General features: G+C 60.5%; 19 protein-coding genes. 7 read left to right on the top strand and 12 right to left on the bottom strand.

The genetic code is table 11. The features are described 5' to 3' along the window. Positions 1–11: 11 nt before the first annotated feature. The 4 genes from AC1ROI_RS06595 to AC1ROI_RS06580 all read right to left on the bottom strand — a co-directional run bounded on the left by AC1ROI_RS06595 (position 12) and on the right by AC1ROI_RS06580 (position 4822). Positions 12–2012, bottom strand: coding sequence for an acyltransferase family protein (locus AC1ROI_RS06595; protein ID WP_102595425.1), 2001 nt, complete (start codon positions 2010–2012; stop codon positions 12–14). Between the two features lie 144 nt (positions 2013–2156). After that, positions 2157–3416: a transcription termination factor Rho gene (gene rho, locus AC1ROI_RS06590; RefSeq protein WP_007942421.1), complete on the bottom strand. Its 1260-nt coding sequence runs from the start codon at positions 3414–3416 to the stop codon at positions 2157–2159. A 248-nt stretch (positions 3417–3664) separates the two neighbouring features. After that, positions 3665–3994, bottom strand: coding sequence for a thioredoxin TrxA (trxA, locus tag AC1ROI_RS06585; RefSeq protein ID WP_008150340.1), 330 nt, complete (start codon positions 3992–3994; stop codon positions 3665–3667). Positions 3995–4114: 120 nt separating this feature from the next. Then, positions 4115–4822 carry a FadR/GntR family transcriptional regulator gene (locus tag AC1ROI_RS06580; RefSeq protein WP_010465028.1) on the bottom strand — a complete coding sequence of 236 codons (708 nt, stop codon included), beginning with the start codon at positions 4820–4822 and terminating at the stop codon, positions 4115–4117. Between the two features lie 257 nt (positions 4823–5079). Here AC1ROI_RS06580 and AC1ROI_RS06575 point away from each other — a divergent pair, with 257 nt between their 5' ends. The 5 genes from AC1ROI_RS06575 to ppx all read left to right on the top strand — a co-directional run bounded on the left by AC1ROI_RS06575 (position 5080) and on the right by ppx (position 9672). After that, a complete protein-coding gene (locus AC1ROI_RS06575) occupies positions 5080–5865 on the top strand; it encodes a transporter substrate-binding domain-containing protein (RefSeq protein WP_102595424.1) in 786 nt (261 codons plus the stop codon). Between the two features lie 21 nt (positions 5866–5886). Continuing rightward, entirely contained in the window at positions 5887–6555 is a 669-nt protein-coding gene (locus AC1ROI_RS06570; RefSeq protein WP_010465033.1) for an amino acid ABC transporter permease, read from the top strand. Beyond that, complete coding sequence (locus AC1ROI_RS06565; protein ID WP_010465035.1) at positions 6552–7202, top strand: amino acid ABC transporter permease; 651 nt, start codon at positions 6552–6554, stop codon at positions 7200–7202. The genes AC1ROI_RS06570 and AC1ROI_RS06565 overlap by 4 nt, the downstream gene beginning before the upstream one ends. After that, positions 7189–7926, top strand: a complete 738-nt coding sequence (locus tag AC1ROI_RS06560) for an amino acid ABC transporter ATP-binding protein (protein ID WP_010465037.1) — start codon at positions 7189–7191, stop codon at positions 7924–7926. Before AC1ROI_RS06565 ends, AC1ROI_RS06560 begins: the two co-directional genes overlap by 14 nt. 243 nt (positions 7927–8169) lie before the next feature. Next, positions 8170–9672 (top strand): exopolyphosphatase, encoded by a 1503-nt coding sequence (gene ppx / locus AC1ROI_RS06555; RefSeq protein ID WP_010465038.1) that lies wholly within the window; start codon positions 8170–8172, stop codon positions 9670–9672. Between the two features lie 195 nt (positions 9673–9867). Here the strand turns inward: ppx and ppk1 are convergent, their stop codons facing one another. Both ppk1 and hemB read right to left on the bottom strand, forming a co-directional pair. Further along, on the bottom strand, positions 9868–12090 hold the full coding sequence (gene ppk1 / locus AC1ROI_RS06550; protein ID WP_010465040.1) for a polyphosphate kinase 1: 2223 nt from the start codon (positions 12088–12090) through the stop codon (positions 9868–9870). Between the two features lie 18 nt (positions 12091–12108). Further along, positions 12109–13122, bottom strand: coding sequence for a porphobilinogen synthase (gene hemB, locus AC1ROI_RS06545; protein ID WP_010465043.1), 1014 nt, complete (start codon positions 13120–13122; stop codon positions 12109–12111). A 206-nt stretch (positions 13123–13328) separates the two neighbouring features. Here hemB and AC1ROI_RS06540 point away from each other — a divergent pair, with 206 nt between their 5' ends. Further along, positions 13329–13952, top strand: coding sequence for a DedA family protein (locus AC1ROI_RS06540; protein WP_077747159.1), 624 nt, complete (start codon positions 13329–13331; stop codon positions 13950–13952). Here AC1ROI_RS06540 and AC1ROI_RS06535 read toward each other — a convergent pair. Then, positions 13933–15168, bottom strand: coding sequence for a sterol desaturase family protein (locus tag AC1ROI_RS06535; RefSeq protein WP_102595300.1), 1236 nt, complete (start codon positions 15166–15168; stop codon positions 13933–13935). The genes AC1ROI_RS06540 and AC1ROI_RS06535 overlap by 20 nt on opposite strands. A gap of 116 nt (positions 15169–15284) precedes the next feature. Here AC1ROI_RS06535 and elbB point away from each other — a divergent pair, with 116 nt between their 5' ends. Next, complete coding sequence (elbB, locus tag AC1ROI_RS06530; protein WP_083375489.1) at positions 15285–15953, top strand: isoprenoid biosynthesis glyoxalase ElbB; 669 nt, start codon at positions 15285–15287, stop codon at positions 15951–15953. 56 nt (positions 15954–16009) lie between these two features. Here elbB and AC1ROI_RS06525 read toward each other — a convergent pair whose 3' ends face one another. The 5 genes from AC1ROI_RS06525 to AC1ROI_RS06505 all read right to left on the bottom strand — a co-directional run bounded on the left by AC1ROI_RS06525 (position 16010) and on the right by AC1ROI_RS06505 (position 21972). After that, positions 16010–16465 (bottom strand): YaiI/YqxD family protein, encoded by a 456-nt coding sequence (locus AC1ROI_RS06525; protein ID WP_010465051.1) that lies wholly within the window; start codon positions 16463–16465, stop codon positions 16010–16012. A 125-nt stretch (positions 16466–16590) separates the two neighbouring features. Beyond that, positions 16591–18489 carry an FTR1 family protein gene (locus tag AC1ROI_RS06520; RefSeq protein ID WP_102595299.1) on the bottom strand — a complete coding sequence of 633 codons (1899 nt, stop codon included), beginning with the start codon at positions 18487–18489 and terminating at the stop codon, positions 16591–16593. A gap of 150 nt (positions 18490–18639) precedes the next feature. Then, positions 18640–19272: a homoserine/homoserine lactone efflux protein gene (gene rhtB / locus AC1ROI_RS06515; RefSeq protein ID WP_010465055.1), complete on the bottom strand. Its 633-nt coding sequence runs from the start codon at positions 19270–19272 to the stop codon at positions 18640–18642. 208 nt (positions 19273–19480) lie between these two features. Continuing rightward, on the bottom strand, positions 19481–20062 hold the full coding sequence (locus AC1ROI_RS06510; RefSeq protein WP_010465057.1) for a mechanosensitive ion channel family protein: 582 nt from the start codon (positions 20060–20062) through the stop codon (positions 19481–19483). Next, entirely contained in the window at positions 20062–21972 is a 1911-nt protein-coding gene (locus AC1ROI_RS06505) for an ATP-binding cassette domain-containing protein (RefSeq protein ID WP_102595298.1), read from the bottom strand. The genes AC1ROI_RS06510 and AC1ROI_RS06505 overlap by 1 nt, the downstream gene beginning before the upstream one ends. Positions 21973–22011 lie beyond the last annotated feature (39 nt).

The following is a 22011-nucleotide window of genomic DNA, read 5'->3' as shown; positions in this document are numbered from 1 at the left end:
CTTATCGCTGCTTACTTGGCCGCATTTGCGTTGCCATTGCCCAGTGTCGTGCGGGCTTGCAAGCGCTTGAACAGCGGCTCAAGCACCGGCGCGATAAAGCGCGCACCGACTTCCGACAGGTGATTGTCGTCGGTATACAGCGAATGACCGTCGAGTTCGGCGCGGCACAGGCCCGCGTGATCGCACAGCAATGGCGCCGGATCAACCACGGTCACGCCGGGGTTCGCCGCCGCTATCTGCGCGAACAGTTGGCTGATGAACGCCTGGCGCTTGAAGTGCTCAGCCACTGCTAACCCGACGTCATCGGTCGGACGATGCAGCATGGCCAGGCGGCTGAGGCGGTAAGGCGGGCTGAAGGGTTGCAACGGCGCTTCCTTGATCAGCCAGACGCGATGCCCGCCATTGCGCAATTGCCGGATGGTCGCCTGCAACCCTTCCGCCAGTTGCTGCTCGGCATTGGCCCTTTCGTAACGACCATGGGCATCTTTCAGTGCATGCCCGAGATCGCCTTTCGCATCACCATAGAGATACAGGCTCCAGCGCGCGACAAGGACCACATCGCCCACCGACTGCGGCTTCAACTCCTGCTCGACCCGGCGATTGAAACGGGCGCACCGTTGATCGTGCTCAAGCCCTTCCACCGGGAGGCAGCCCGTTGAACTGGCGAGAATCACGCTGACGCCATGCTTCTGCGCCCCCTCATCGAATACCGGAATCAGCGCGGTGGCGTGACTGTCGCCCCAGACCAGCACCCGTGACGACAACGCCGGCGCCCCGTAGTGACAGAAGAGCTTGTCGTCAGGGGTTTGGTCGTCGGCCAAACAGCGCATCAGTTCCGGACGCCATTCCTTCGCCTTGGCGTACTGCAACGCTTGATCGGACAGGCGCGAAGGCAAGCCATGGGTCCAGCGCAACGTTTGCCCGGCCAGCCCCAGCACCAGTACACCGACGCCCGCCGCCAGCAGCATCTGCCGACGCCCCGCCAGCAGCCGTCGTTCACGGAACGGCGTCTCGACAAATTTCCACGACAAGTAGCCCAGCACCAGGGTGAGCAGAATCAAGCCGGCAATATCAAACGGGCCGGGCTCCTCGACACTGGCGTAACTGGCGAAGACAAACACCGGCCAATGCCACAGGTACCAGGAATAGGAAATCAGCCCGACGCCGACCAGTACGCGACTGGCCAGCAGCCCACCCACCAGGGTCTGCCGGTGTCCATTGGCCCAGATCAGTGCAACCACGCCCAGGGTCGGCAACAACGCCGCGACACCGGGAAATGGCGTGCTTTTGTCGTAACCCACTATCGCCAGCAGAATCAACCCGAACCCGGCCAGGCTGACCACTTGAGCCCCGGCGGTGGTCAGGCGCCATTGGCTTCTGGGCGCCACGGCCAGCATGGCGCCGGCCAACAACTCCCAGGCGCGCATCGGCAACAGGAAAAACGCTTTCTCAGGGTGATGCGCAACGGCCCAGACACTGAGCCCGAAAGACACCAGCAATACGGCGAACAGCGCCAGACGCCAGGCTTTCAGGCGACTCGACAACAGCGTCAGCAACAGCGGGAAAACGATATAGAACTGCTCTTCAACCGCCAGCGACCAGGTATGCAGCAACGGCTTGAGGTCGGAAGCAACGTCAAAGTAGCCGTCCTGACGCATGAACAGGATGTTGGAGACAAACATCACCTGGTAACGCACCGAGCGCCCCAGTTCTTCATAGTCCTTGGGCGCTAACAGAAACCAGCCCACCGCCAGCACGGCAATGATCATGGCAAACAGCGCGGGGAGGATTCGCCGGGCACGGCGGGCCCAGAAGTCGACAAAGCTGAAACGCCCAGCCTGACGCTGGTTCCAGATGATCGAGGTGATCAGGTAGCCGGAAATCACAAAGAAGATGTCGACGCCGACGAACCCGCCGGTAAACCCTGGAACGCCAAAATGGAACAGCACCACGGCAATCACGGCGATTGCGCGTAAACCGTCGATATCCCTTCGATAAGCAAGCGTGCTCATAAACAGTAAGGCCAGTCAGTTGATTGTTTTTACGATCGTTTTTTTGTTTTCTAACTGACCGGAGTTAATCACAAACCTCCCATTTTTCTGGCAAAAAAAATGGCGCCCCGAAGGACGCCATTTTAAGCGGATGTAAAAACCGCCTTACTTACGCTTCATCGACAAGAAGAACTCGTCGTTGGTCTTGGTCGTTTTCAGCTTGTCGACCAGGAACTCGATGGCCGCAATTTCGTCCATCGGGTGCAGCAGCTTGCGCAGAATCCACATGCGCTGCAACTCGTCGTCGGCCGTCAGCAACTCTTCGCGGCGGGTGCCGGAACGGTTGATATTGATGGCCGGGAAGACGCGTTTTTCAGCGATACGACGGTCCAGAGGCAGTTCCATGTTGCCGGTGCCTTTGAATTCTTCGTAGATCACTTCGTCCATCTTCGAGCCGGTTTCAACCAGCGCGGTGGCGATGATGGTCAGCGAACCGCCTTCCTCGATGTTCCGCGCGGCGCCGAAGAAACGTTTCGGTTTCTCCAGTGCGTGGGCATCGACACCACCGGTGAGTACTTTGCCGGAGCTCGGGATCACGGTGTTGTAGGCACGAGCCAGACGGGTGATGGAATCGAGCAGGATCACCACGTCTTTCTTGTGTTCGACCAGGCGCTTGGCCTTCTCGATCACCATTTCTGCAACCTGCACGTGGCGGGTTGGCGGCTCATCGAACGTCGAGGCAACCACTTCGCCGCGCACGGTGCGCTGCATTTCGGTCACTTCTTCCGGACGTTCATCGATCAGCAATACGATCAGGTGAACTTCAGGGTTGTTACGGGCGATGTTGGCGGCGATGTTCTGCAGCATGATCGTTTTACCGGCTTTCGGCGGTGCAACGATCAGACCGCGCTGGCCTTTGCCGATCGGGGCGCACAGGTCGATGACACGACCGGTCAAGTCTTCGGTGGAACCGTTGCCGGCTTCCATCTTCATGCGCACGGTCGGGAACAGCGGGGTCAGGTTCTCGAAGAGAATCTTGTTTTTCGCGTTCTCGGGACGATCGTAGTTGATCGTGTCGACCTTGAGCAGCGCGAAATAACGCTCGCCTTCCTTCGGAGGGCGGATCTTGCCAACGATGGTGTCACCGGTGCGCAAGTTGAAGCGACGGATCTGGCTCGGCGAGACGTAGATATCGTCTGGGCCGGCGAGATAGGAAGCGTCAGCGGAGCGCAGGAAGCCGAAGCCGTCCTGGAGAATCTCCAGCACGCCATCACCGGAGATTTCCTCGCCGCTTTTCGCGTGCTTTTTGAGCAGGGAGAAAATCACGTCCTGCTTGCGCGAACGGGCCATATTTTCTATGCCCATCTGTTCGGCCAATTCGAGCAGTTCGGTAATCGGCTTTTGCTTGAGTTCAGTCAGATTCATATAGGAATGACGTAATCATTTATGGAGGGGGGGAAATTAAGCTTTTGGCTTAATGAGGCCGCGCCGCAGAGAAGGCGACAGGATCGCGTACTTATTCGAAAAGGAGTGCGTCGGCGACGGCTAGCAGGGGGCAATGGAGAAACCAGTGCGGGGCCGAATGTACCACCTGAGTTTCGGAGCGTCTAGCCCTCAATAACGAAAAGGCCCCGCAATATGCGGGGCCTTTTCCTGACGCTTTATAACAACGCTTAAATGTTGGCGTCGAGGAAGGCCGCCAGTTGCGACTTCGACAGTGCGCCGACCTTGGTCGCTTCAACGTTGCCGTTCTTGAACAGCATCAGAGTCGGGATACCACGCACGCCATGCTTGGCCGGGGTTTCCTGGTTCTCGTCGATGTTCAGCTTGGCAACGGTCAGTTTGCCTTTGTAGGTTTCAGCAATTTCGTCCAGGACAGGAGCGATCATTTTGCAAGGGCCGCACCATTCAGCCCAGTAGTCGACCAGTACAGCGCCTTCGGCCTTGAGGACGTCGACGTCGAAGCTAGCGTCGGTGACGTGTTTGATAAGATCGCTGCTCATGGAAGTCTCCAGGTTGTAAGCAAAAAAACGTGGCCCATCATAGCCGCCCTTCCCTCGTTCAGGAAGGTGCAGTTGATTGAGTCTCGCTATGGTGGCGCATGACTTTGGGTATAGCTCAAGTCACGGGGTGGCGGGAGCGACGAAGGCAATTCCGGTACGCAGGGCTGCATTGCGTACATGTTCCTGCATGGCTTTCTGCGCCGCGCCGGACGAACGCCGGGCTAGCGCACGGAGGATTTTGCGGTGTTCCTGCCAGGTTTCCATGGCGCGTTCGGCCCGGATGAACGGTAGCTTCTGGCTCTCCAGAAAGATGTCGGCGCTGGCCGTGAGGATGCTCAGCATTGCCTGATTACCGCTGGCCAGCAGGATGCGTCGGTGAAAATCGAAATCCAGTCGTGCCGCCGCCTCGAAGTCACCTGCCTTCAATTCGTTGCGCATGGCGGCCACGTTGTCTTCCAGCGTATCGAGCTCGTGAGTGCTCAGAGTCACCGCGGCCAAACCGGCGGCAAAACCTTCCAGGGCATAACGCAACTGGAAAATATCCAACGGCGATGCCTGGGCTGCGAAGGGCCAGCTCAGTGCCGCATCGCCGCGCGGCAAATCCACCGGCGACTGCACGAATACGCCCTTGCCCGGCTGGATGCTGATCACGCCCAACGCACTCAACGACGACAGCGCCTCACGCAGGGACGCCCGACTCACCCCCAATTGCACCGCCAGATCTCGCTGCGAAGGCAAGGCATCGCCCGGCGCGAAACCCTGTTCGGTGATCAGTTTACGGATGGCTTGCAGCGCCACTTCAGGTACGGCTCTGGAAATCGAATTCATGGTTTTTTCAGACGAACCAGGACAATGAGCGGCTAGTTGTAAAGCTATTCGCAGCCCTCGGCAAGTCGTGCCCCATGGGGGTTCGGCACGTTTCACGGATGCGCCATGAGGGTGCGAAATGCCCATCCACTGTTCAGACCAGTAAGACCGAAAGAATCCAGTAAAACCGTGGCCTGCGGCCCCCAAATCCGCTTCTTGGCATGGCCCGTGCTCTGTCGATCCGCAGAATTCATTCCTCGTCGATTCGGAGATTCGCCATGACCCTGCGTTACAGCGCCCTTCTCACTGCCCTGTTTGCCAGCCTGATGTTGAGCCAGGCACCCGCTCACGCCGACGGCCTGGAGGATGTAGTCAAACGCGGCGTCCTCAAGGTCGCCGTGCCTCAGGACTTTCCGCCGTTCGGCTCGGTCGGCCCGGACATGAAACCCCGCGGCCTCGACATCGACACCGCCAAACTGCTGGCCGAGCAACTCAAGGTCAAACTTGAACTGACCCCGGTCAACAGCACCAACCGCATTCCGTTCCTGACCACCGGCAAGGTCGACCTGGTGATCTCCAGCCTGGGCAAGAACCCCGAGCGCGAGAAAGTCATCGACTTCTCCAGCGCCTATGCGCCGTTCTACCTCGCCGTGTTCGGTCCGCCGGATGCCGACATCAAAGGCCTGGACGACCTCAAGGGTAAAACCGTCAGCGTCACCCGGGGCGCCATCGAAGACATCGAGCTGACCAAAGTCGCTCCCGAAGGTGTGACCATCAAACGCTTCGAAGACAACAACTCGACCATTGCCGCCTACATCGCCGGGCAAGTCGACCTCATCGCCAGCGGCAACGTGGTGATGGTCGCGATCAGCGAGAAGAACTCTAAACGCATTCCAGCGTTGAAAGTGAAGCTCAAGGACTCGCCGGTCTATGTCGGCGTGAACAAGAACGAGCCGGCGCTGTTGAGCAAGGTCAATCAGATCCTCGCCACCGCCAAAACCGACGGCGCACTGGAGAAAAACTCCCAGACCTGGCTGAAAGAGCCATTGCCGGCCGACCTCTGATCGTCGCTCGGGAGATTTGATATGGCCTATCAGTTCGACTTTCTGCCGGTGGTGCAAAACACCGATCTGCTACTGCGCGGTGCCTTGTTCACCCTTGAACTGACGGCCATCGGCGCGGTGCTGGGTGTGGGGCTGGGCATCGTCGGGGCGCTGGTGCGGGCGTGGAACATTCGCCCGTTCTCGGCGATCTTCGGGGTCTACGTCGAGTTGATTCGCAATACGCCGTTTCTGGTGCAGCTGTTTTTCATTTTCTTCGGCTTGCCGTCGCTGGGAGTACAGATTTCCGAATGGCAGGCGGCGGTGCTGGCGATGGTGATCAACCTCGGTGCCTACTCGACCGAAATCATTCGCGCCGGTATCCAGGCGATCCCCCGAGGACAGCTGGAAGCCGCAGCGGCCTTGGCGATGAGTCGATTCGAAGCGTTCCGCCACGTGGTGCTGCTGCCAGCGCTGGGCAAGGTCTGGCCGGCCCTGAGCAGCCAGATCATCATCGTCATGCTCGGCTCGGCGGTCTGTTCGCAAATCGCCACCGAAGAATTGAGCTTTGCCGCCAACTTCATTCAGTCGCGCAACTTCCGCGCCTTTGAAACCTATGCCCTGACCACGCTGCTGTACCTGTGCATGGCGCTGCTGATCCGCCAACTGCTGAACTGGATCGGCCGTCGCTACATATCAAGGAGCAGCCAATGAGCGATTTCACCTTCTGGGACGTCGTGCGCAACCTGCTCACCGGCCTGCAGTGGACCCTGGCGTTATCGCTGGTGGCGTTTATCGGCGGCGGGCTGATCGGCTTGCTGATCATGGTCATGCGCATCTCGAAAAAGCCTCTGCCGCGTAACATTGCCCGCACTTACATCGAGCTGTTCCAGGGTACGCCGCTGTTGATGCAGCTGTTTCTGGTGTTTTTCGGCGTGGCGCTGGCCGGTGTGGAGATTTCGCCGTGGATGGCGGCGGCGCTGGCCCTGACGCTGTTTACCAGCGCCTATCTGGCGGAGATCTGGCGCGGCTGCGTCGATTCGATTCCCAATGGTCAGTGGGAAGCCTCGTCAAGCCTGGCGCTCAACCCGCTGGAGCAACTGCGCTACGTGATTCTGCCGCAAGCGCTGCGGATCGCCGTGGCACCCACCGTGGGCTTCTCGGTGCAAGTGGTCAAAGGCACCGCCGTGACCTCGATCATCGGTTTCACCGAACTGACCAAGACCGGCGGCATGCTCGCCAACGCGACATTCGAACCCTTCATGGTCTACGGCCTCGTCGCCCTCGGCTACTTCCTGCTTTGCTACCCCTTGTCCCTCAGTGCGCGCTACCTGGAAAGGAGACTGCATGCCTCTGCTTAGAATTTCCGCCCTGCATAAATATTACGGCGACCACCATGTGCTCAAAGGCATCGACCTGAGCGTCGAGGAAGGCCAGGTGGTGGCGATCATCGGCCGCAGCGGCTCGGGCAAATCCACCTTGCTGCGCACCCTCAACGGCCTGGAGTCGATCAACGACGGCGTAATTGAGGTCGACGGCGAATACCTCGATGCCGCTCGCGCCGATTTGCGCACCTTGCGGCAGAAAGTCGGGATGGTGTTCCAGCAGTTCAACCTGTTCCCGCACCTGACCGTGGGCGAGAACGTGATGCTCGCGCCGCAAGTGGTGCAAAAAGTGCCGAAGGCCAAAGCGGTCGAGCTGGCGCGGGAGATGCTGGAGCGGGTCGGGCTGGGCGAGAAGTTTGATGCCTTCCCGGACCGGCTGTCGGGCGGGCAGCAGCAGCGCGTAGCGATTGCCCGGGCGTTGGCAATGTCTCCCAAAGTCTTGCTGTGCGACGAAATCACGTCAGCGCTGGACCCGGAATTGGTCAATGAAGTGCTGAGCGTGGTCCGGCAACTGGCCAAGGAAGGCATGACACTGATCATGGTCACCCATGAAATGCGCTTTGCCCGGGAGGTTGGGGATAAGTTGGTGTTCATGCATCAGGGCAAGGTGCATGAGGTGGGGGATCCGAAGATTCTGTTTGCGAACCCGCAGACGGCGGAGCTGGCGAACTTCATCGGCACAGTTGAAGCAGCAGGCTAACCCTTTTGTGGCGAGGGAGCTTGCTCCCGCTGGGCTGCGCAGCGGCCCTAAAAATTATCACCTCGTTTTCACTGGATCGCATGTGCAGGTTTTGCGACTGCTGCGCAGTCGAGCGGGAGCAAGCTCCCTCGCCACAGGAACTCATGCCGTCCGTGCTCTGGATCAAGGCTTTGAACGCTGCGCGTTGGCGGCAGCGTTTGATCGTGGCAGGATGTCGAGGTTATCGACCGAGACCCCATGACCATGCCGCAATCCCAAGCCAAGAATCTGTCCCTGATCGCCGCAATCGACCTGGGCTCCAACAGCTTTCACATGGTCGTGGCCAAGGCCCAGAACGGCGAAATCCGTATTCTCGAGCGCCTCGGGGAGAAAGTTCAGCTGGCCGCCGGCATCGACGAAGAGCGTCAGCTCAACGAAGAATCCATGCAGCGCGGGCTCGATTGCCTGAAGCGTTTTGCCCAACTGATCAACGGTATGCCGCCCGGTGCCGTGCGGATCGTCGGCACCAACGCCCTGCGTGAAGCCCGCAACCGCGGTGAATTCATCCGCCGCGCCGAAGAAATCCTCGGCCACTCGGTGGAAGTCATCTCCGGCCGTGAAGAAGCGCGCCTGATCTACCTCGGCGTGTCCCACACCCTCGCCGACACCCCGGGCAAACGCCTGGTGGCCGACATTGGCGGCGGCAGTACCGAATTCATTATCGGCCAGCGCTTCGAACCGCTGCTGCGCGAAAGCCTGCAGATGGGCTGCGTCAGTTATACCCAGCGTTATTTCAAGGATGGCAAGATCACCCCGGCCCGCTACGCCCAGGCGTACACCGCAGCACGGCTGGAGATCATGAGCATCGAACACGCGCTGCATCGCCTGACCTGGGATGAAGCCATCGGCTCCTCGGGCACCATCCGCGCCATTGGCCTGGCGCTGAAGGCGGGCGGTCATGGCACGGGCGAGGTCAACGCCGAAGGCCTGGCCTGGCTCAAGCGCAAACTGATGAAGCTGGGCGATGTCGAGAAAATCGACTTCGAAGGCATCAAGCCTGACCGCCGCGCGATTTTCCCCGCCGGCCTGGCGATTCTCGAAGCGATCTTCGACGCCCTAGAACTGCAGCGCATGGATCACTGTGAAGGCGCCCTGCGCGAAGGCGTGCTCTATGACCTACTGGGCCGTCATCACCATGAAGACGTCCGTGAGCGCACGCTCAGCTCGTTGATGGAGCGTTATCACGTCGATCTGGAACAAGCGGCGCGGGTCGAGCGCAAAGCCCTGCATGCCTTCGATCAGGTGGCCAAGGATTGGGAACTGGATGACGGCGTCTGGCGCGAACTGCTCGGCTGGGCGGCCAAGGTCCATGAAGTGGGCCTGGACATCGCTCATTATCAATACCACAAGCACGGCGCCTACCTGATCGAGCACTCGGACCTGGCCGGGTTCTCCCGTGAAGACCAACTGATGCTCGCGTTGTTGGTGCGCGGTCACCGACGCAACATTCCCCGGGACCGGTTTGCCGATTTCGGCGAGGACGGGATCAAGCTGATTCGCCTGTGCGTGCTGCTGCGCTTTGCGATCCTGTTCCATCACATCCGCGGCACCCAGGAAATGCCTCAGGTGGTGTTGCACGCCAAACGCGACAGCCTCGATGTGTTGTTCCCTGAAAACTGGCTGGACGAAAACCAACTGACCCAGGCCGACTTCGCTCTCGAAGCGGAATGGCTCACCCGAGTCAGCTTCACGCTGAACGTGCGCTAAAAACTGCAGCGAACACATTCCCTGTGGCGAGGGAGCTTGCTCCCGCTGGGGTGCGAAGCGCCCCCGTCTATCCCTGAAAAGAAGGGGACTGCTACGCAGTCCAGCGGGAGCAAGCTCCCTCGCCACAGGTAGGAAGCTGAAACCAAAAAGGGCGATCCATGTGGATCGCCCTTTTTTTGCCCAACCGAATCTGCGTCAGCGAACGGCGAGAATCGGGCTGCCCAGCCGCTCCAGCAAGGTCGCCTGCGCGCTGCGCGGGTTCTGGTTGCCGGTCGGCGTGTTGCGGATGTAGCGACCGTCCGCCTGCAGGCTCCAGCTGTGGGTGTTGTCGGTCAGATAAAGCTCCAGCTCTTTCTTGACCCTCATGATCAGCTTCTTGCCCTCGACCGGGAAGCAAGTCTCTACGCGCTTGTCGAGGTTGCGCTCCATCCAGTCGGCGCTGGACAGGAACATCTGCTCTTCACCGCCATTGAGGAAGTAGAACACCCGGGTGTGCTCCAGGAAACGCCCGATGATCGAGCGCACATGGATGTTGTGCGACACCCCGGCGATACCCGGACGCAGGCAGCACATGCCGCGCACCACCAGATCGATACGCACCCCGGACTGACTGGCCTTGTACAGCGCGCGGATGATCTTCGGATCGGTCAGCGAGTTGAATTTGGCGATGATGTGCGCCGGTTTGCCATCGAGGGCGAACTGGGTTTCCCGGGCAATCATGTCGAGCATGCCCTTCTTCAACGTGAATGGCGCGTGCAGCAGCTTCTTCATGCGCAGGGTTTTCCCCATGCCGATAAGCTGGCTGAACAGTTTGCCAACGTCTTCGCACAAGGCGTCGTCCGAGGTCAGCAAGCTGTAGTCGGTGTACAGGCGGGCGTTGGCCGCGTGGTAGTTGCCGGTACCCAAGTGGGCGTAACGCACGATCTCACCGGCTTCGCGACGCAGAATCAGCATCATCTTGGCGTGGGTCTTGAAGCCCACCACGCCGTAAATCACCACCGCACCGGCCGCTTGCAGACGGCTGGCCAGTTGCAGGTTGGACTCTTCGTCGAAGCGCGCACGCAACTCGATTACCGCGGTGACTTCCTTGCCGTTACGCGCGGCATCCACCAGCGCATCGACAATTTCCGAGTTGGCGCCGGAGCGGTACAGAGTCTGGCGGACCGCCAATACATGCGGGTCCTTCGCGGCCTGGCGCAGCAGGTCGACCACGGGAGTGAAGGACTCGAACGGGTGCAGCAGCAGGATGTCCTGCTTGCTGATCACGCTGAAGATGTTCTCGCTGTTCTGCAGCAGTTTCGGGATCTGCGGGGTGAACGGCGTGTATTGCAGCGCTCGCTGACTGTCCAGGCCGGTGATGCTGAACAGGCGGGTCAGGTTGACCGGACCGTTGACCTGATACAGCTCGGTCTCGTGCAGGTTGAACTGCTTGAGCAAGTAGTCGGACAGGTGTTTCGGGCACGTGTCGGCCACTTCCAGGCGCACCGCGTCACCGTAGCGACGGGAGAACAGCTCGCCGCGCAGGGCGCGGGCCAGGTCTTCCACGTCTTCGGTATCGACCGCGAGGTCAGCGTTTCGGGTCAGGCGGAACTGGTAGCAGCCCTTGACCTTCATGCCCTGGAACAGGTCATCGGCGTGCGCGTGGATCATCGACGACAGGAACACATAGTTGTCGCCCGAGCCGCCCACTTCTTCCGGCAACTTGATCACGCGCGGCAGCAAGCGTGGCGCGGGGATGATCGCCAGACCGGAATCGCGACCGAAGGCGTCGATGCCTTCGAGCTCGACGATGAAGTTCAGGCTCTTGTTCACCAGCAACGGGAACGGGTGCGTCGGGTCGAGGCCGATCGGGGTGATGATCGGTGCGATCTCGTCGCGGAAATAGCGGCGCACCCAGGTCTTGATCTTGGTGGTCCAGTGACGCCGACGGATGAAGCGGACCTGATGTTTTTCCAGTTCCGGCAACAAAATGTCATTGAGGATCGCGTACTGACGGTCGACGTGACCGTGTACCAGCTCGCTGATGCGGGCCAGGGCCTGATGCGGTTGCAGACCATCGGCACCGGCCTGCTCACGGGCGAAGGTGATCTGCTTCTTCAGGCCAGCCACGCGAATCTCGAAGAACTCGTCCAGGTTGCTGGAGAAGATCAGCAGGAACTTCAGCCGCTCAAGCAACGGGTAGGACTCATCCAGCGCCTGTTCCAGCACGCGGATGTTGAACTGCAGTTGCGAGAGCTCGCGATGGATATACAGGCTGCTGTCATCCAGACCGGGAATCGCAATCGCTGGCGCCGCTGTTGCGGTTTCGGTCACCGCCGCGGGTGGAGCGGGTTCCAGCTCCGGCGGCGTCTCGGCGATTTGCTCGACCACGGGTTGAGCTTCTTTTACGGCAACTTCAGTGAGTCCTTCGGTATTCATGGAATGTTCCTGGGAGGGCTATTTCTGCTCTCGTAACAATTGAGCGGCGCGCACGGCAAAGTAAGTCAGGATGCCATCAGCTCCTGCACGTTTGAAAGCGGTCAGGGATTCGAGGATAACCCCTTCGCTCAACCAGCCATTCTGGATGGCCGCCATGTGCATGGCGTATTCACCGCTGACCTGATAAACAAATGTCGGCACTTTAAATTCTTCTTTGACCCGGTAAAGGATGTCCAGATACGGCATGCCTGGCTTGACCATGACCATGTCCGCGCCTTCTGACAAGTCCGCCGCCACTTCGTGCAGGGCTTCGTTGCTGTTGGCCGGGTCCATCTGATAGGAGGCCTTGTTGGCCTTGCCCAGGTTCAGCGCCGAACCTACCGCATCGCGGAACGGGCCGTAATAGGCGCTCGCGTACTTGGCAGAGTAAGCCATGATCCGCACGTTGACGTGATCGGCCAGCTCCAGCGCTTCGCGAATGGCCTGGATGCGACCGTCCATCATGTCCGACGGGGCCACTACCTGTGCGCCGGCCTCGGCGTGGGATAGCGCCTGCTTGACCAGGGCATCGACGGTAATGTCGTTCTGCACATAGCCCTCTTCGTCGAGAATGCCGTCCTGGCCGTGGGTGGTGAACGGGTCCAGAGCGACGTCAGTGATCACACCCAGTTCCGGGAACTGCGCACGCAAGGCGCGGGTGGCGCGTTGGGCGATGCCGTTCGGGTTCCAGGCTTCAGCGGCGTCCAGGGACTTGAGCTCCGGGGGCGTGACCGGGAACAACGCCACTGCCGGAATCCCCAGTTCGACCCACTTGGCCGCTTCTTCGAGCAACAGATCGATGGTCAGACGCTCAACCCCCGGCATCGACGCGACTGCTTCGCGACGGTTTTCACCGTCCAGCACGAACACCGGCAGGATCAGATCGTCGACGGTCAGAACGTTTTCACGGACCAGTCGACGCGAAAAATCATCACGGCGATTGCGACGCAGGCGGGTTGCAGGAAACAAACGGTTGGCGGGGGTAAAGCTCACGGCAGACTCCTGAGCCCGCTGGCGTGCGAGCGTGACAGTTATAAGCGGCCATTATGACCGTGGTATTACAGTTATGTGCACCCCTGCGGCAGGTAGTCGCATTCCATTGTCCTTGTAGGAAATGTTCACGTCGAGACACATTTGGACACTTTCATGAATGTTCACGAAGGGTTAGGCTGCGCGTTCATTTCGCCAGCATCCAGACAATGCTCCAACAATTTCTTCAGGAATTCGGCTACTTCGCCCTCTTTCTCGGCACGTTCTTCGAAGGCGAAACCATTCTGGTGCTCGCAGGCTTCCTCGCGTTCCGCGGATACATGGACATCAAGATCGTCACGATCGTGGCGTTCTGTGGCAGTTATGCCGGCGATCAGCTGTGGTATTTCCTCGGGCGAAAACACGGTCGCAAATTGCTGGCGCGCAAACCACGCTGGCAACTGATGGGTGACCGGGCGCTGGAACATATCCGCAAACACCCGGACATCTGGGTGCTGAGTTTCCGCTTCGTCTATGGATTGCGCACGGTCATGCCGGTGGCGATCGGCCTGTCGGGATATCCGCCGGGGCGTTATCTGCTGCTCAACGGGATTGGTGCTGCGATCTGGGCGACCGCACTGGCCGCAGCGGCGTATCACTTCGGCGCGGTGCTTGAGGGCATGCTGGGCAGCGTCAAGAAGTACGAGCTGTGGGTGCTTGGTGCCCTGCTGGTACTGGGCCTGGGCTTGTGGCTGCGCCGGCGTTTCAAGAATGCCCGTCTGGCGAAGAAGATCTACGCCGACGAGCAAGCCGAGCTGGCCAAGGCCGCCGAGACTAAGACGCCAACCGAGTGAAGCGGTCCCTGCAACAGTAGAGACCGATGCCGCTGAGCAGGCTGTAGCTGAACAGGCCGATCCAGCCCACTGCGCTGGCAGGCCACAGCCCGACCACGGGCGCCAGCCACACCAGCGGCACATTCGATGCCAAGCGCAGCAGCTCCAGTTTCAACGCCTGCGGGCGATTCTCCAGGGCCATGCCCAACGTAAACAAGCCGAACGCCACTGCGCCCCAGCCCAACACCAGCGCGGCAGTCGGCAAACGTGGCTCAAGGTTCATCAAATAGCTGCCCAGCGCGATGTAAACGCAGAACTGCAACGCCACATACACCTGCTGACGCCCGTCCAGCGGCACCTCGAATTTGCGGAACTGACTCAGGTCCGGTTTGTTCATCGGGTACTTGGCCGCCACATCCGCCGGCCGCCAGCCGGTGCGCATGAACCAGATCCGCAGCTTGTCCCATGTGCTTTCAGCCCGTCGCGCGTCATCCCAAAGCTGTGCGTAAAACTGCACGTTCGCCCACAACGGATTCCAGCTTGCCAACGGCGTGGTCACGCCGAAAATCACCGGCTCGTTGTCGTCCTCTTCCTGGAACGAGCCGAATAGACGGTCCCAAATAATGAACACCCCGCCGTAGTTGCGATCCATGTAGAGAGCGTTCTGTGCATGGTGAGCCCGATGATTGGACGGCGTGACAAAGAACCACTCGAACCAGCCGAGCTTGGGAATGTGTTTGGTATGCACCCAGAACTGATAGAGCAAGTTGAGCGCGGCAACGCTGATGAACACCAGCAACGGCACGCCGAGCACCGCCATCGGCAGGTAGAAAATCCAGCTCAGCAGAAAGCCGGTACTGGTCTGGCGCAGGGCCGTGGAGAGGTTGTAGTCCTCACTCTGGTGATGCACCGAGTGCGCGGCCCAGAGGATGTTGCGCTCATGGCCCATACGGTGCAGCCAGTAGTAGCAGAAGTCATAGAGGACAAAGGCAAACACCCAGACCCAAACGCTGTCGGCCGACAGTTCGAACAGCGCCAGGTGCTGGAGGGCAAACGCATAGGTCACCAGGCCGACGCCTTTGGTCAACAGGCCGGTAGTGGTCGACAACACCCCGGTGCTGATGCTGTTGATCGCGTCCGCCAGCCGATAATTGCTCAACCCGCGCCAACGGTCCGCCAGCAGCTCGACGGCAATCAGCACAAAGAAAAACGGCACCGCATACAGAATGAAGTCCATTGACGCGCCCTGATCGGAATCTTGAGGACAGATGCTAGGTGTAGCCGCGAATTAACCCTATGGCAACGAGTGACAAATTAGTGGACATTTAACGCCATGAATCTGGAGAAAAACCCATGAGCAAAAAAATTGCAGTGATCCTTTCCGGCTGTGGCGTGTACGACGGCGCCGAGATCCACGAAAGCGTGATTACCTTGCTGCGCCTGGACCAGCGTGGCGCCGAGGTGCAGTGCTTTGCCCCCAATATCTCGCAATTGCATGTGATCAATCACCTGACCGGCGACGAAATGCCCGAGTCACGCAACGTGCTGGTGGAATCGGCGCGGATCGCCCGGGGCAACATCAAGGACATTCGTGAGGCGAGCGTAGAAGACTTCGACGCGCTGATCGTGCCGGGCGGGTTTGGCGCGGCCAAGAACCTGTCGAACTTCGCCATCGAAGGCGCCGGTTGCACCGTCCAACCGGACGTCCTGGCGTTGACCGAAGCGTTTGCCGAAGCGGGCAAACCGGTGGGGTTGATGTGCATTTCGCCGGCGCTGGCGGCGAAAATCTATGGGCCGGGCGTGACCTGTACCATTGGCAGCGACGCCGATACCGCCGCCGCCATGAACAAGATGGGCGCCACTCACCAGGATTGCGCAGTGAGCGACATCGTCGAAGACAAGGCGCGCAAACTCGTCTGCACCCCGGCTTATATGCTGGCCCAGAGCATCAGCGAAGCCGCCTCGGGGATCAACAAACTGGTCGACCGTGTCCTCGAACTGACCCACGAAAACGACGCTTAACGCGGTCAAATTGTGGGAGTGAGCCTGCTCGCGCCCACCTTTGATTTGAGTAAGGCTCAGGCTTTACGGGTCAGCCGAGTGAGTATCCGGTCAAGCGCATTGGCGAACGCCTGCTTCTCGCGCTCACCAAATGGCGCCGGCCCGCCGCTCATCTGGCCTTGTTCACGCAGATCGGTGAACAGGTTACGCACTGCCAACCGATCGCCCATGTTCTGCGCATCGAATTCCTTGCCCCGTGGGTCCAGCGCTGAAACGCCGTTTTTCACCAGCCGATCGGCCAGCGGCACATCGCTGCAAATCACCAGCTCTCCTGGCACCGCGTGTTCCACCAGATAGTCATCGGCGGCATCCGGGCCGCTGGGCACCACGATCAGCTTCACCAGAGCCAGGCCAGGTTTGATCTGTGGCTGCCCCGCCACCAGCACCACTTCGAACTGGCGCTTGAGAGCGAACTTCACCACCAGATCCTTCGCCGCCCGTGGGCAGGCGTCGGCATCGATCCATACGCGCATTGTGTTTCCCTCCGTTAAAAGCTTCGCGGGCAAGCCTCGCTCCTACAGGATTCGCGCGTTATTTGGGGCCGCGTACAACCTGTAGGAGCGAGGCTTGCCCGCGAATATGAGCGCAGCGAATGCTCTTAAGAAACCTGCACCCGCCGCTTCTCCGCCATCCAGCTACGGCCATACAGCACCACAATCGCAACGATCGCCAAGCACTGGGCACTCAGCGAATACGCATCCGCGTGGATCCCCAGCCAGTCGAAGTCAAAGAACGGCACCGGCCGGGTGCCGAAGATTCCGGCTTCCTGCAACGCCTTCACGCCATGCCCGGCGAACACCACCGACAGCGCGCAGAGCAAACCGGCGTTGATGCTGAAGAACAACGACAGCGGCAGTTTCTGCGAGCCACGCAGGATCACCCACGCCAGCCCGACCAGCAACACCAGCGCCGTTGCACCACCGGCCAACACTGCGTTATGCCCCGCAGGCCCCGCCTGCAGCCACAGGGTTTCGTAGAACAGAATCACTTCAAACAGCTCGCGATACACCGAGAAAAACGCCAGCGTCGCAAAGCCGAAGCGTCCGCCGCCGCCCACCAGGCTGCTCTTGATGTAGTCCTGCCAGGCTGCCGCGTGACGACGGTCGTGCATCCACACGCCCAGCCAGAGCACCATGACGGCGGCAAACAACGCTGTCGCACCTTCCAGCAATTCACGCTGCGAACCGCTGACATCAATCACATAGGCCGCCAGTGCCCAGGTCGCCAGACCCGCCAACAACGCCAGGCCCCAACCGACGTTGACGCTGCGCACCGCCGATTGCTGGCCGGTATTGCGCAGGAACGCCAGGATCGCCGCCAGCACCAGAATCGCTTCGAGGCCTTCACGCAGCAAAATCAGCAAACCGGAGATGTAGCTCAAGGACCAGCTCAAGCCGTCGCTGCCCAGCAGCCCGGCGGACTCCTTCAACTTGGCCTTGGCCGCGTCCAGACGCTGCTGGGCCTGGGCCACCGGCAAACCGTCCTGCAACGATTGACGGTACGCCATCAGGGACTTTTCGGTGTCCTTGCGCACGTTGGCGTCGACGTTGTCCAGCGAGCTCTCGACCAGTTCGAAGCCTTCCAGATACGCCGCTACCGACAAGTCATAGGCTTGATCATGATCACCGGCACGGTAGGCCGCGAGGCTCTTGTCCAGGGTGGCGGCGGTGTAGTCGAGCAACTGCGCCGGGCCACGCTTGACCTGCGGCGGTTGCGCCCGCTGCGCACGGAACGTCGCGGCGGCTTGCGGGCCATCGGCGGCCTGCACTTCGGCTGGCGTCTGACGAGCGAGGTCGGCGATGTTGTAGGTCTTTTCGGATGTGGCGGCGGCCGGATCGGCGCTGAAACCGGCGATGTAGGTTGCCAGGTCCCAACGCTGGCGATCGTCCAGTTGATCGGCGAAGGCCGGCATGTCCGTGCCTTCGACGCCCAGGCCCACTGTGGTGTAGATCGCGTACAGACTCAGGTGATCCAGGCGCGCCGTGTCACGCAGATTGGCTGGCGGCGGCGTCAGACCGACACCCGCCGGGCCGTCACCGGCCCCCGTATCGCCGTGGCAGACCGAGCAATGCTGGGCGTAAAGCGGTGCACCACGGGTCGGATCCGGGGTAATGATCGGCGCCTGACTGACTTCATAGGCCACGGCCAGTTTCGCGCCGAGTTGCCGAGCCTGCCGGGCCACATCCGCGCCGTCCTGACGGGCAGCGATGGCGCTGCGCAGCGTGCTGACGCCCTGCTCCAGCCCGACTTTTTCCGGCTTGGCCGGCATCGCCGCGATCAAGCCTTGCAGCACCTTGATGAATTCCAGCTGCTCGCGGTATTCGGACTCGTCGATGACCTTGCCCGCTTGCACCGTCTGCGGGTAATCCGCGCCGATGTAATCGAGCAAATGCAGAGCTTGCGGCGCGCCTTCCACGGTGTCCGCCAGCAGATTGAAACTGCACAAGGCAAACAGCGGCAACACCAGCCAGGCCAGGAAACGGGACGGGGCAGTCATGAATGAATCTCAATTGGAAATACGAAGTAACACATTGTTCACTTCCAATGACTTTCACTCAAGCTTTGTTAGCAAGTACCGGCGTTTCTGCAGGGGCTCCGGACATGAAAAAGGCGACCTCGGAGGTCGCCTTTTGTGTTCTTTGGTGCTTTAAACCGCAGCTTTGCGCAATGTCGCCATAAACGCCGCCGCACCGATGAACAGCCCGGCAAAGGTCCGGTTCATGCGTTTTTGCTGCTTGGGCGTGCGCAACAGGCGCAGCACCTTCGACGCCAACCCGGTGTACCCGGCCATGACGATCAGGTCGACGCAGACCATGGTCACACCAATGATCAGGTACTGAGCGAGCAGCGGTGCGTGAGGATCAATGAACTGCGGCAACACCGCCAGCATGAACACCAGAGCCTTGGGATTGCTGATATTGACCAGGAACCCACGGAACACCAAAGCCAGCGGCTTGCCGATCTGACGCACGGCCGCGTCGTCGCTCATGTCGCTGGGCAGCGCGCGCCATTGCTTGACCGCGAGATAAACGAGGTAGGCCACACCGAACCATTTGATCGCATAGAAAGCGGTGGCTGATGCCGTGAGAATCGCGCCCACACCGGCGCCGACAATCGCGATCTGTACCGCCAGGCCCAATTGCAGGCCCAGGGCGTTCCAGTAACCGCGCCAGAAACCGTATTGCAGACCGCTGGACATCGACGCAATGGCGCCGGCACCGGGAGACAGACTGATCACCCAACAGGCGGCAAAAAACGCCAGCCATGTTTGAAGCTCCATTGCACACCTCGACTCAGACTTGTGACAGACGTCTAAGCTAATGCGGCTTTGGGCTGATGACTACCGATTTTTTGAAGGATAGAGCGACTGCCGACCAACGTTTTATGACTTTTGGCCCCATCGCGAGCCGGCTCACGCCCACAGTTGAAATACGTTCCCCTATGGGAGGAGCCTGCTCGCGATAGCGGTGTGTCCGGCAACAGAAGGTTTACTTTTCGATCCCGCTCAACGGAAACACATCACTCCCGCGCCAGCGCCGAACCGAACGCTGGAAGAACAGGCTGTTGGGCACTTGCACCATGGCGCTGCCGGTACCCAGTTCTTCCGCTTCAATCAACGTGGTGTAAAGCAGATTGATCGCCACCACCCGGCCTTTGACGCCGGGCTTGTCGGTGGTGTCCACCAACTCGACGACGTCACCGATGCGGAACGGGCCGACGGTGAAGATCAGGATCGCGCACAGCAGGTTGGACAGCACGCTCCACATGGCGAAGAACGCCACTGCCGCGACCGCAACAAACCCGGACAACGCGGTCCAGAGCACGGTGGCCGAGACTCCGAGGCGTTCGAGTACGAAAATCAGCGCACTGCCCATGATCAGCCAGCGCAAACCTCCGCGCAGCGGCATCAGCAGTTGCGGTGGAAACGGGTAGCGCTCGCCCAGGCGCGTCAGGCATTTAGCAACGAAGCGCTGGGCAAGGTAACCCGCCAACAGAATCAGCAGGATTTGCGCAGCGAACCAGATCGGCTCGCCCCACCCCGCCGGCAGCGGCAGCTTGAAGGCTTCCATCAAGACAGCGCCTCCAGCTCCGCCTGCATACTTTCGAGCAGTTCCAGGGCTTCCATCCAGGCTTCTTCGAGTTCGGCTTCACGCACCTTCAACTTGGCCTGTTCAGCCAGCAGATCGCGCAAATCGTTCTTGCGCGCCGGTTCGTAAATGTCACTGTCGCCGAGGCTGGTATCGATCTTCGCCAGTTTCTCGTGCAGCTTGCCCAACTCGGTTTCGAGCTTGTCAGCCTCACGCTTGTGCGGTGCCAGTTGCTGACGCAACGCAGCAGCGGCCTGGCGCTGGGCCTTCTTGTCGGTCTTGTCCGGGTTGACCGGGGTGTTGCTGACCGGCGCATTGCGCTGACGGTAGTCGACCAGCCAGCGGGCGTAGTCTTCCAGATCGCCGTCGAACTCCTCGACCTTGCCGTCGGCCACCAGATAGAAATTATCGGTGGTGCTTTTGAGCAAATGACGATCGTGAGAGACCACCAGCACCGCGCCACTGAATTCCTGCAGGGCCATGGTCAGCGCCAGGCGCATTTCGAGGTCCAGGTGGTTGGTCGGTTCGTCGAGCAGCAACAGGTTCGGCCGATCCCAGGCAATCAATGCCAGGGCCAGACGGGCCTTTTCGCCACCGGAGAAATTCAGCACCGGCTCGTCGATACGCGCGCCACGGAAGTCGAAACCGCCGAGGAAGTCGCGCAGGGTCTGCTCGCGTTCGGTCGGCGCCAGACGCTGCAAGTGCAGCAAAGGGCTGGCCTTGGAATCGAGGGAATCGAGCTGATGCTGGGCGAAGTAGCCGACGACGGTGTTCTCACCACGGGTCAGGCGCCCGGCCAACGGCGAGAGTTCACCGGCGAGGTTCTTGATCAGGGTCGACTTACCGGCACCGTTCGGGCCAAGCAAACCGATCCGCGCACCGGGGGTCAGTTGCAGCTTGACCTTCTCCAGCACGGCTTTGTCGCCATAACCCAGGCGAGCATCCGACAGATCGATCAACGGGCTGGAGATTTTCTGCGATTCACGGAAGACGAAGTCGAACGGCGAATCGACGTGGGCGGCGGACAGCTCTTCCATTCGCTCCAGTGCCTTGATCCGGCTCTGGGCCTGACGGGCCTTGGTGGCCTGGGCCTTGAAGCGGGCGATGTAGCTTTCCATGTGCGCACGTTGCGCCTGCTGCTTCTCGTAGGCCTGCTGTTGCTGGGCCAGGCGTTCGGCTCGGGCACGTTCGAAGGCGCTATAACCACCGCGGTACAGAGTGATCTTGCGCTGGTCAACGTGGGCGACGTGATCGACCACGGCGTCGAGGAAGTCCCGGTCGTGGGAAATCAGCAGCAAGGTGCCCGGATAGCTTTTCAGCCAATCTTCGAGCCAGATGATGGCGTCGAGGTCCAAGTGGTTGGTCGGTTCGTCGAGCAGTAACAGGTCCGAGGGGCACATCAAAGCCTGCGCCAGGTTCAGACGCATCCTCCAGCCACCAGAGAAATCTCCTACCGGACGATCCATCTGCTCGTTGGTGAACCCAAGGCCGGCCAGCAGCTTGCGGGCACGAGCGTCGGCGGTGTACCCGTCGGCGCTGTCGAGTTCCGAGTGCAGGCGGGCCTGAGCCGCGCCGTCATGGGAGGCTTCAGCCGCGGCGAGGTCGCGTTGCACCTCACGCAGGCGCAGGTCACCATCGAGCACGTAGTCGACCGCCAGGCGTTCGAGGGTCTCGATTTCCTGGCGCATGTGGGCGATGCGCCAGTCGGCCGGCAGGAAGCAGTCACCCGAGTCCGGGTGCAGTTCGCCCCGGATCAAGGCGAACAGGCTCGATTTGCCGGCGCCGTTGGCACCGATGAGGCCGGCTTTGTGGCCGGCGTGCAGGGTCAGCTCAGCGTCTTCTAGCAGACGTTGAGGGCCACGCTGTAAAGTCAGGTTCTGAAGTCGAATCATAATGGCGGCGGAGTCTACCAGCTTCGCTCGCAACTGGCG

The sequence above is a fragment of the Pseudomonas sp. GW823-FHT02C02 genome, from assembly GCF_058797635.1.
The sequence above is the reverse complement of the archived record's forward strand: the minus strand, read 5'-3'. Positions and strand labels throughout refer to the sequence as shown.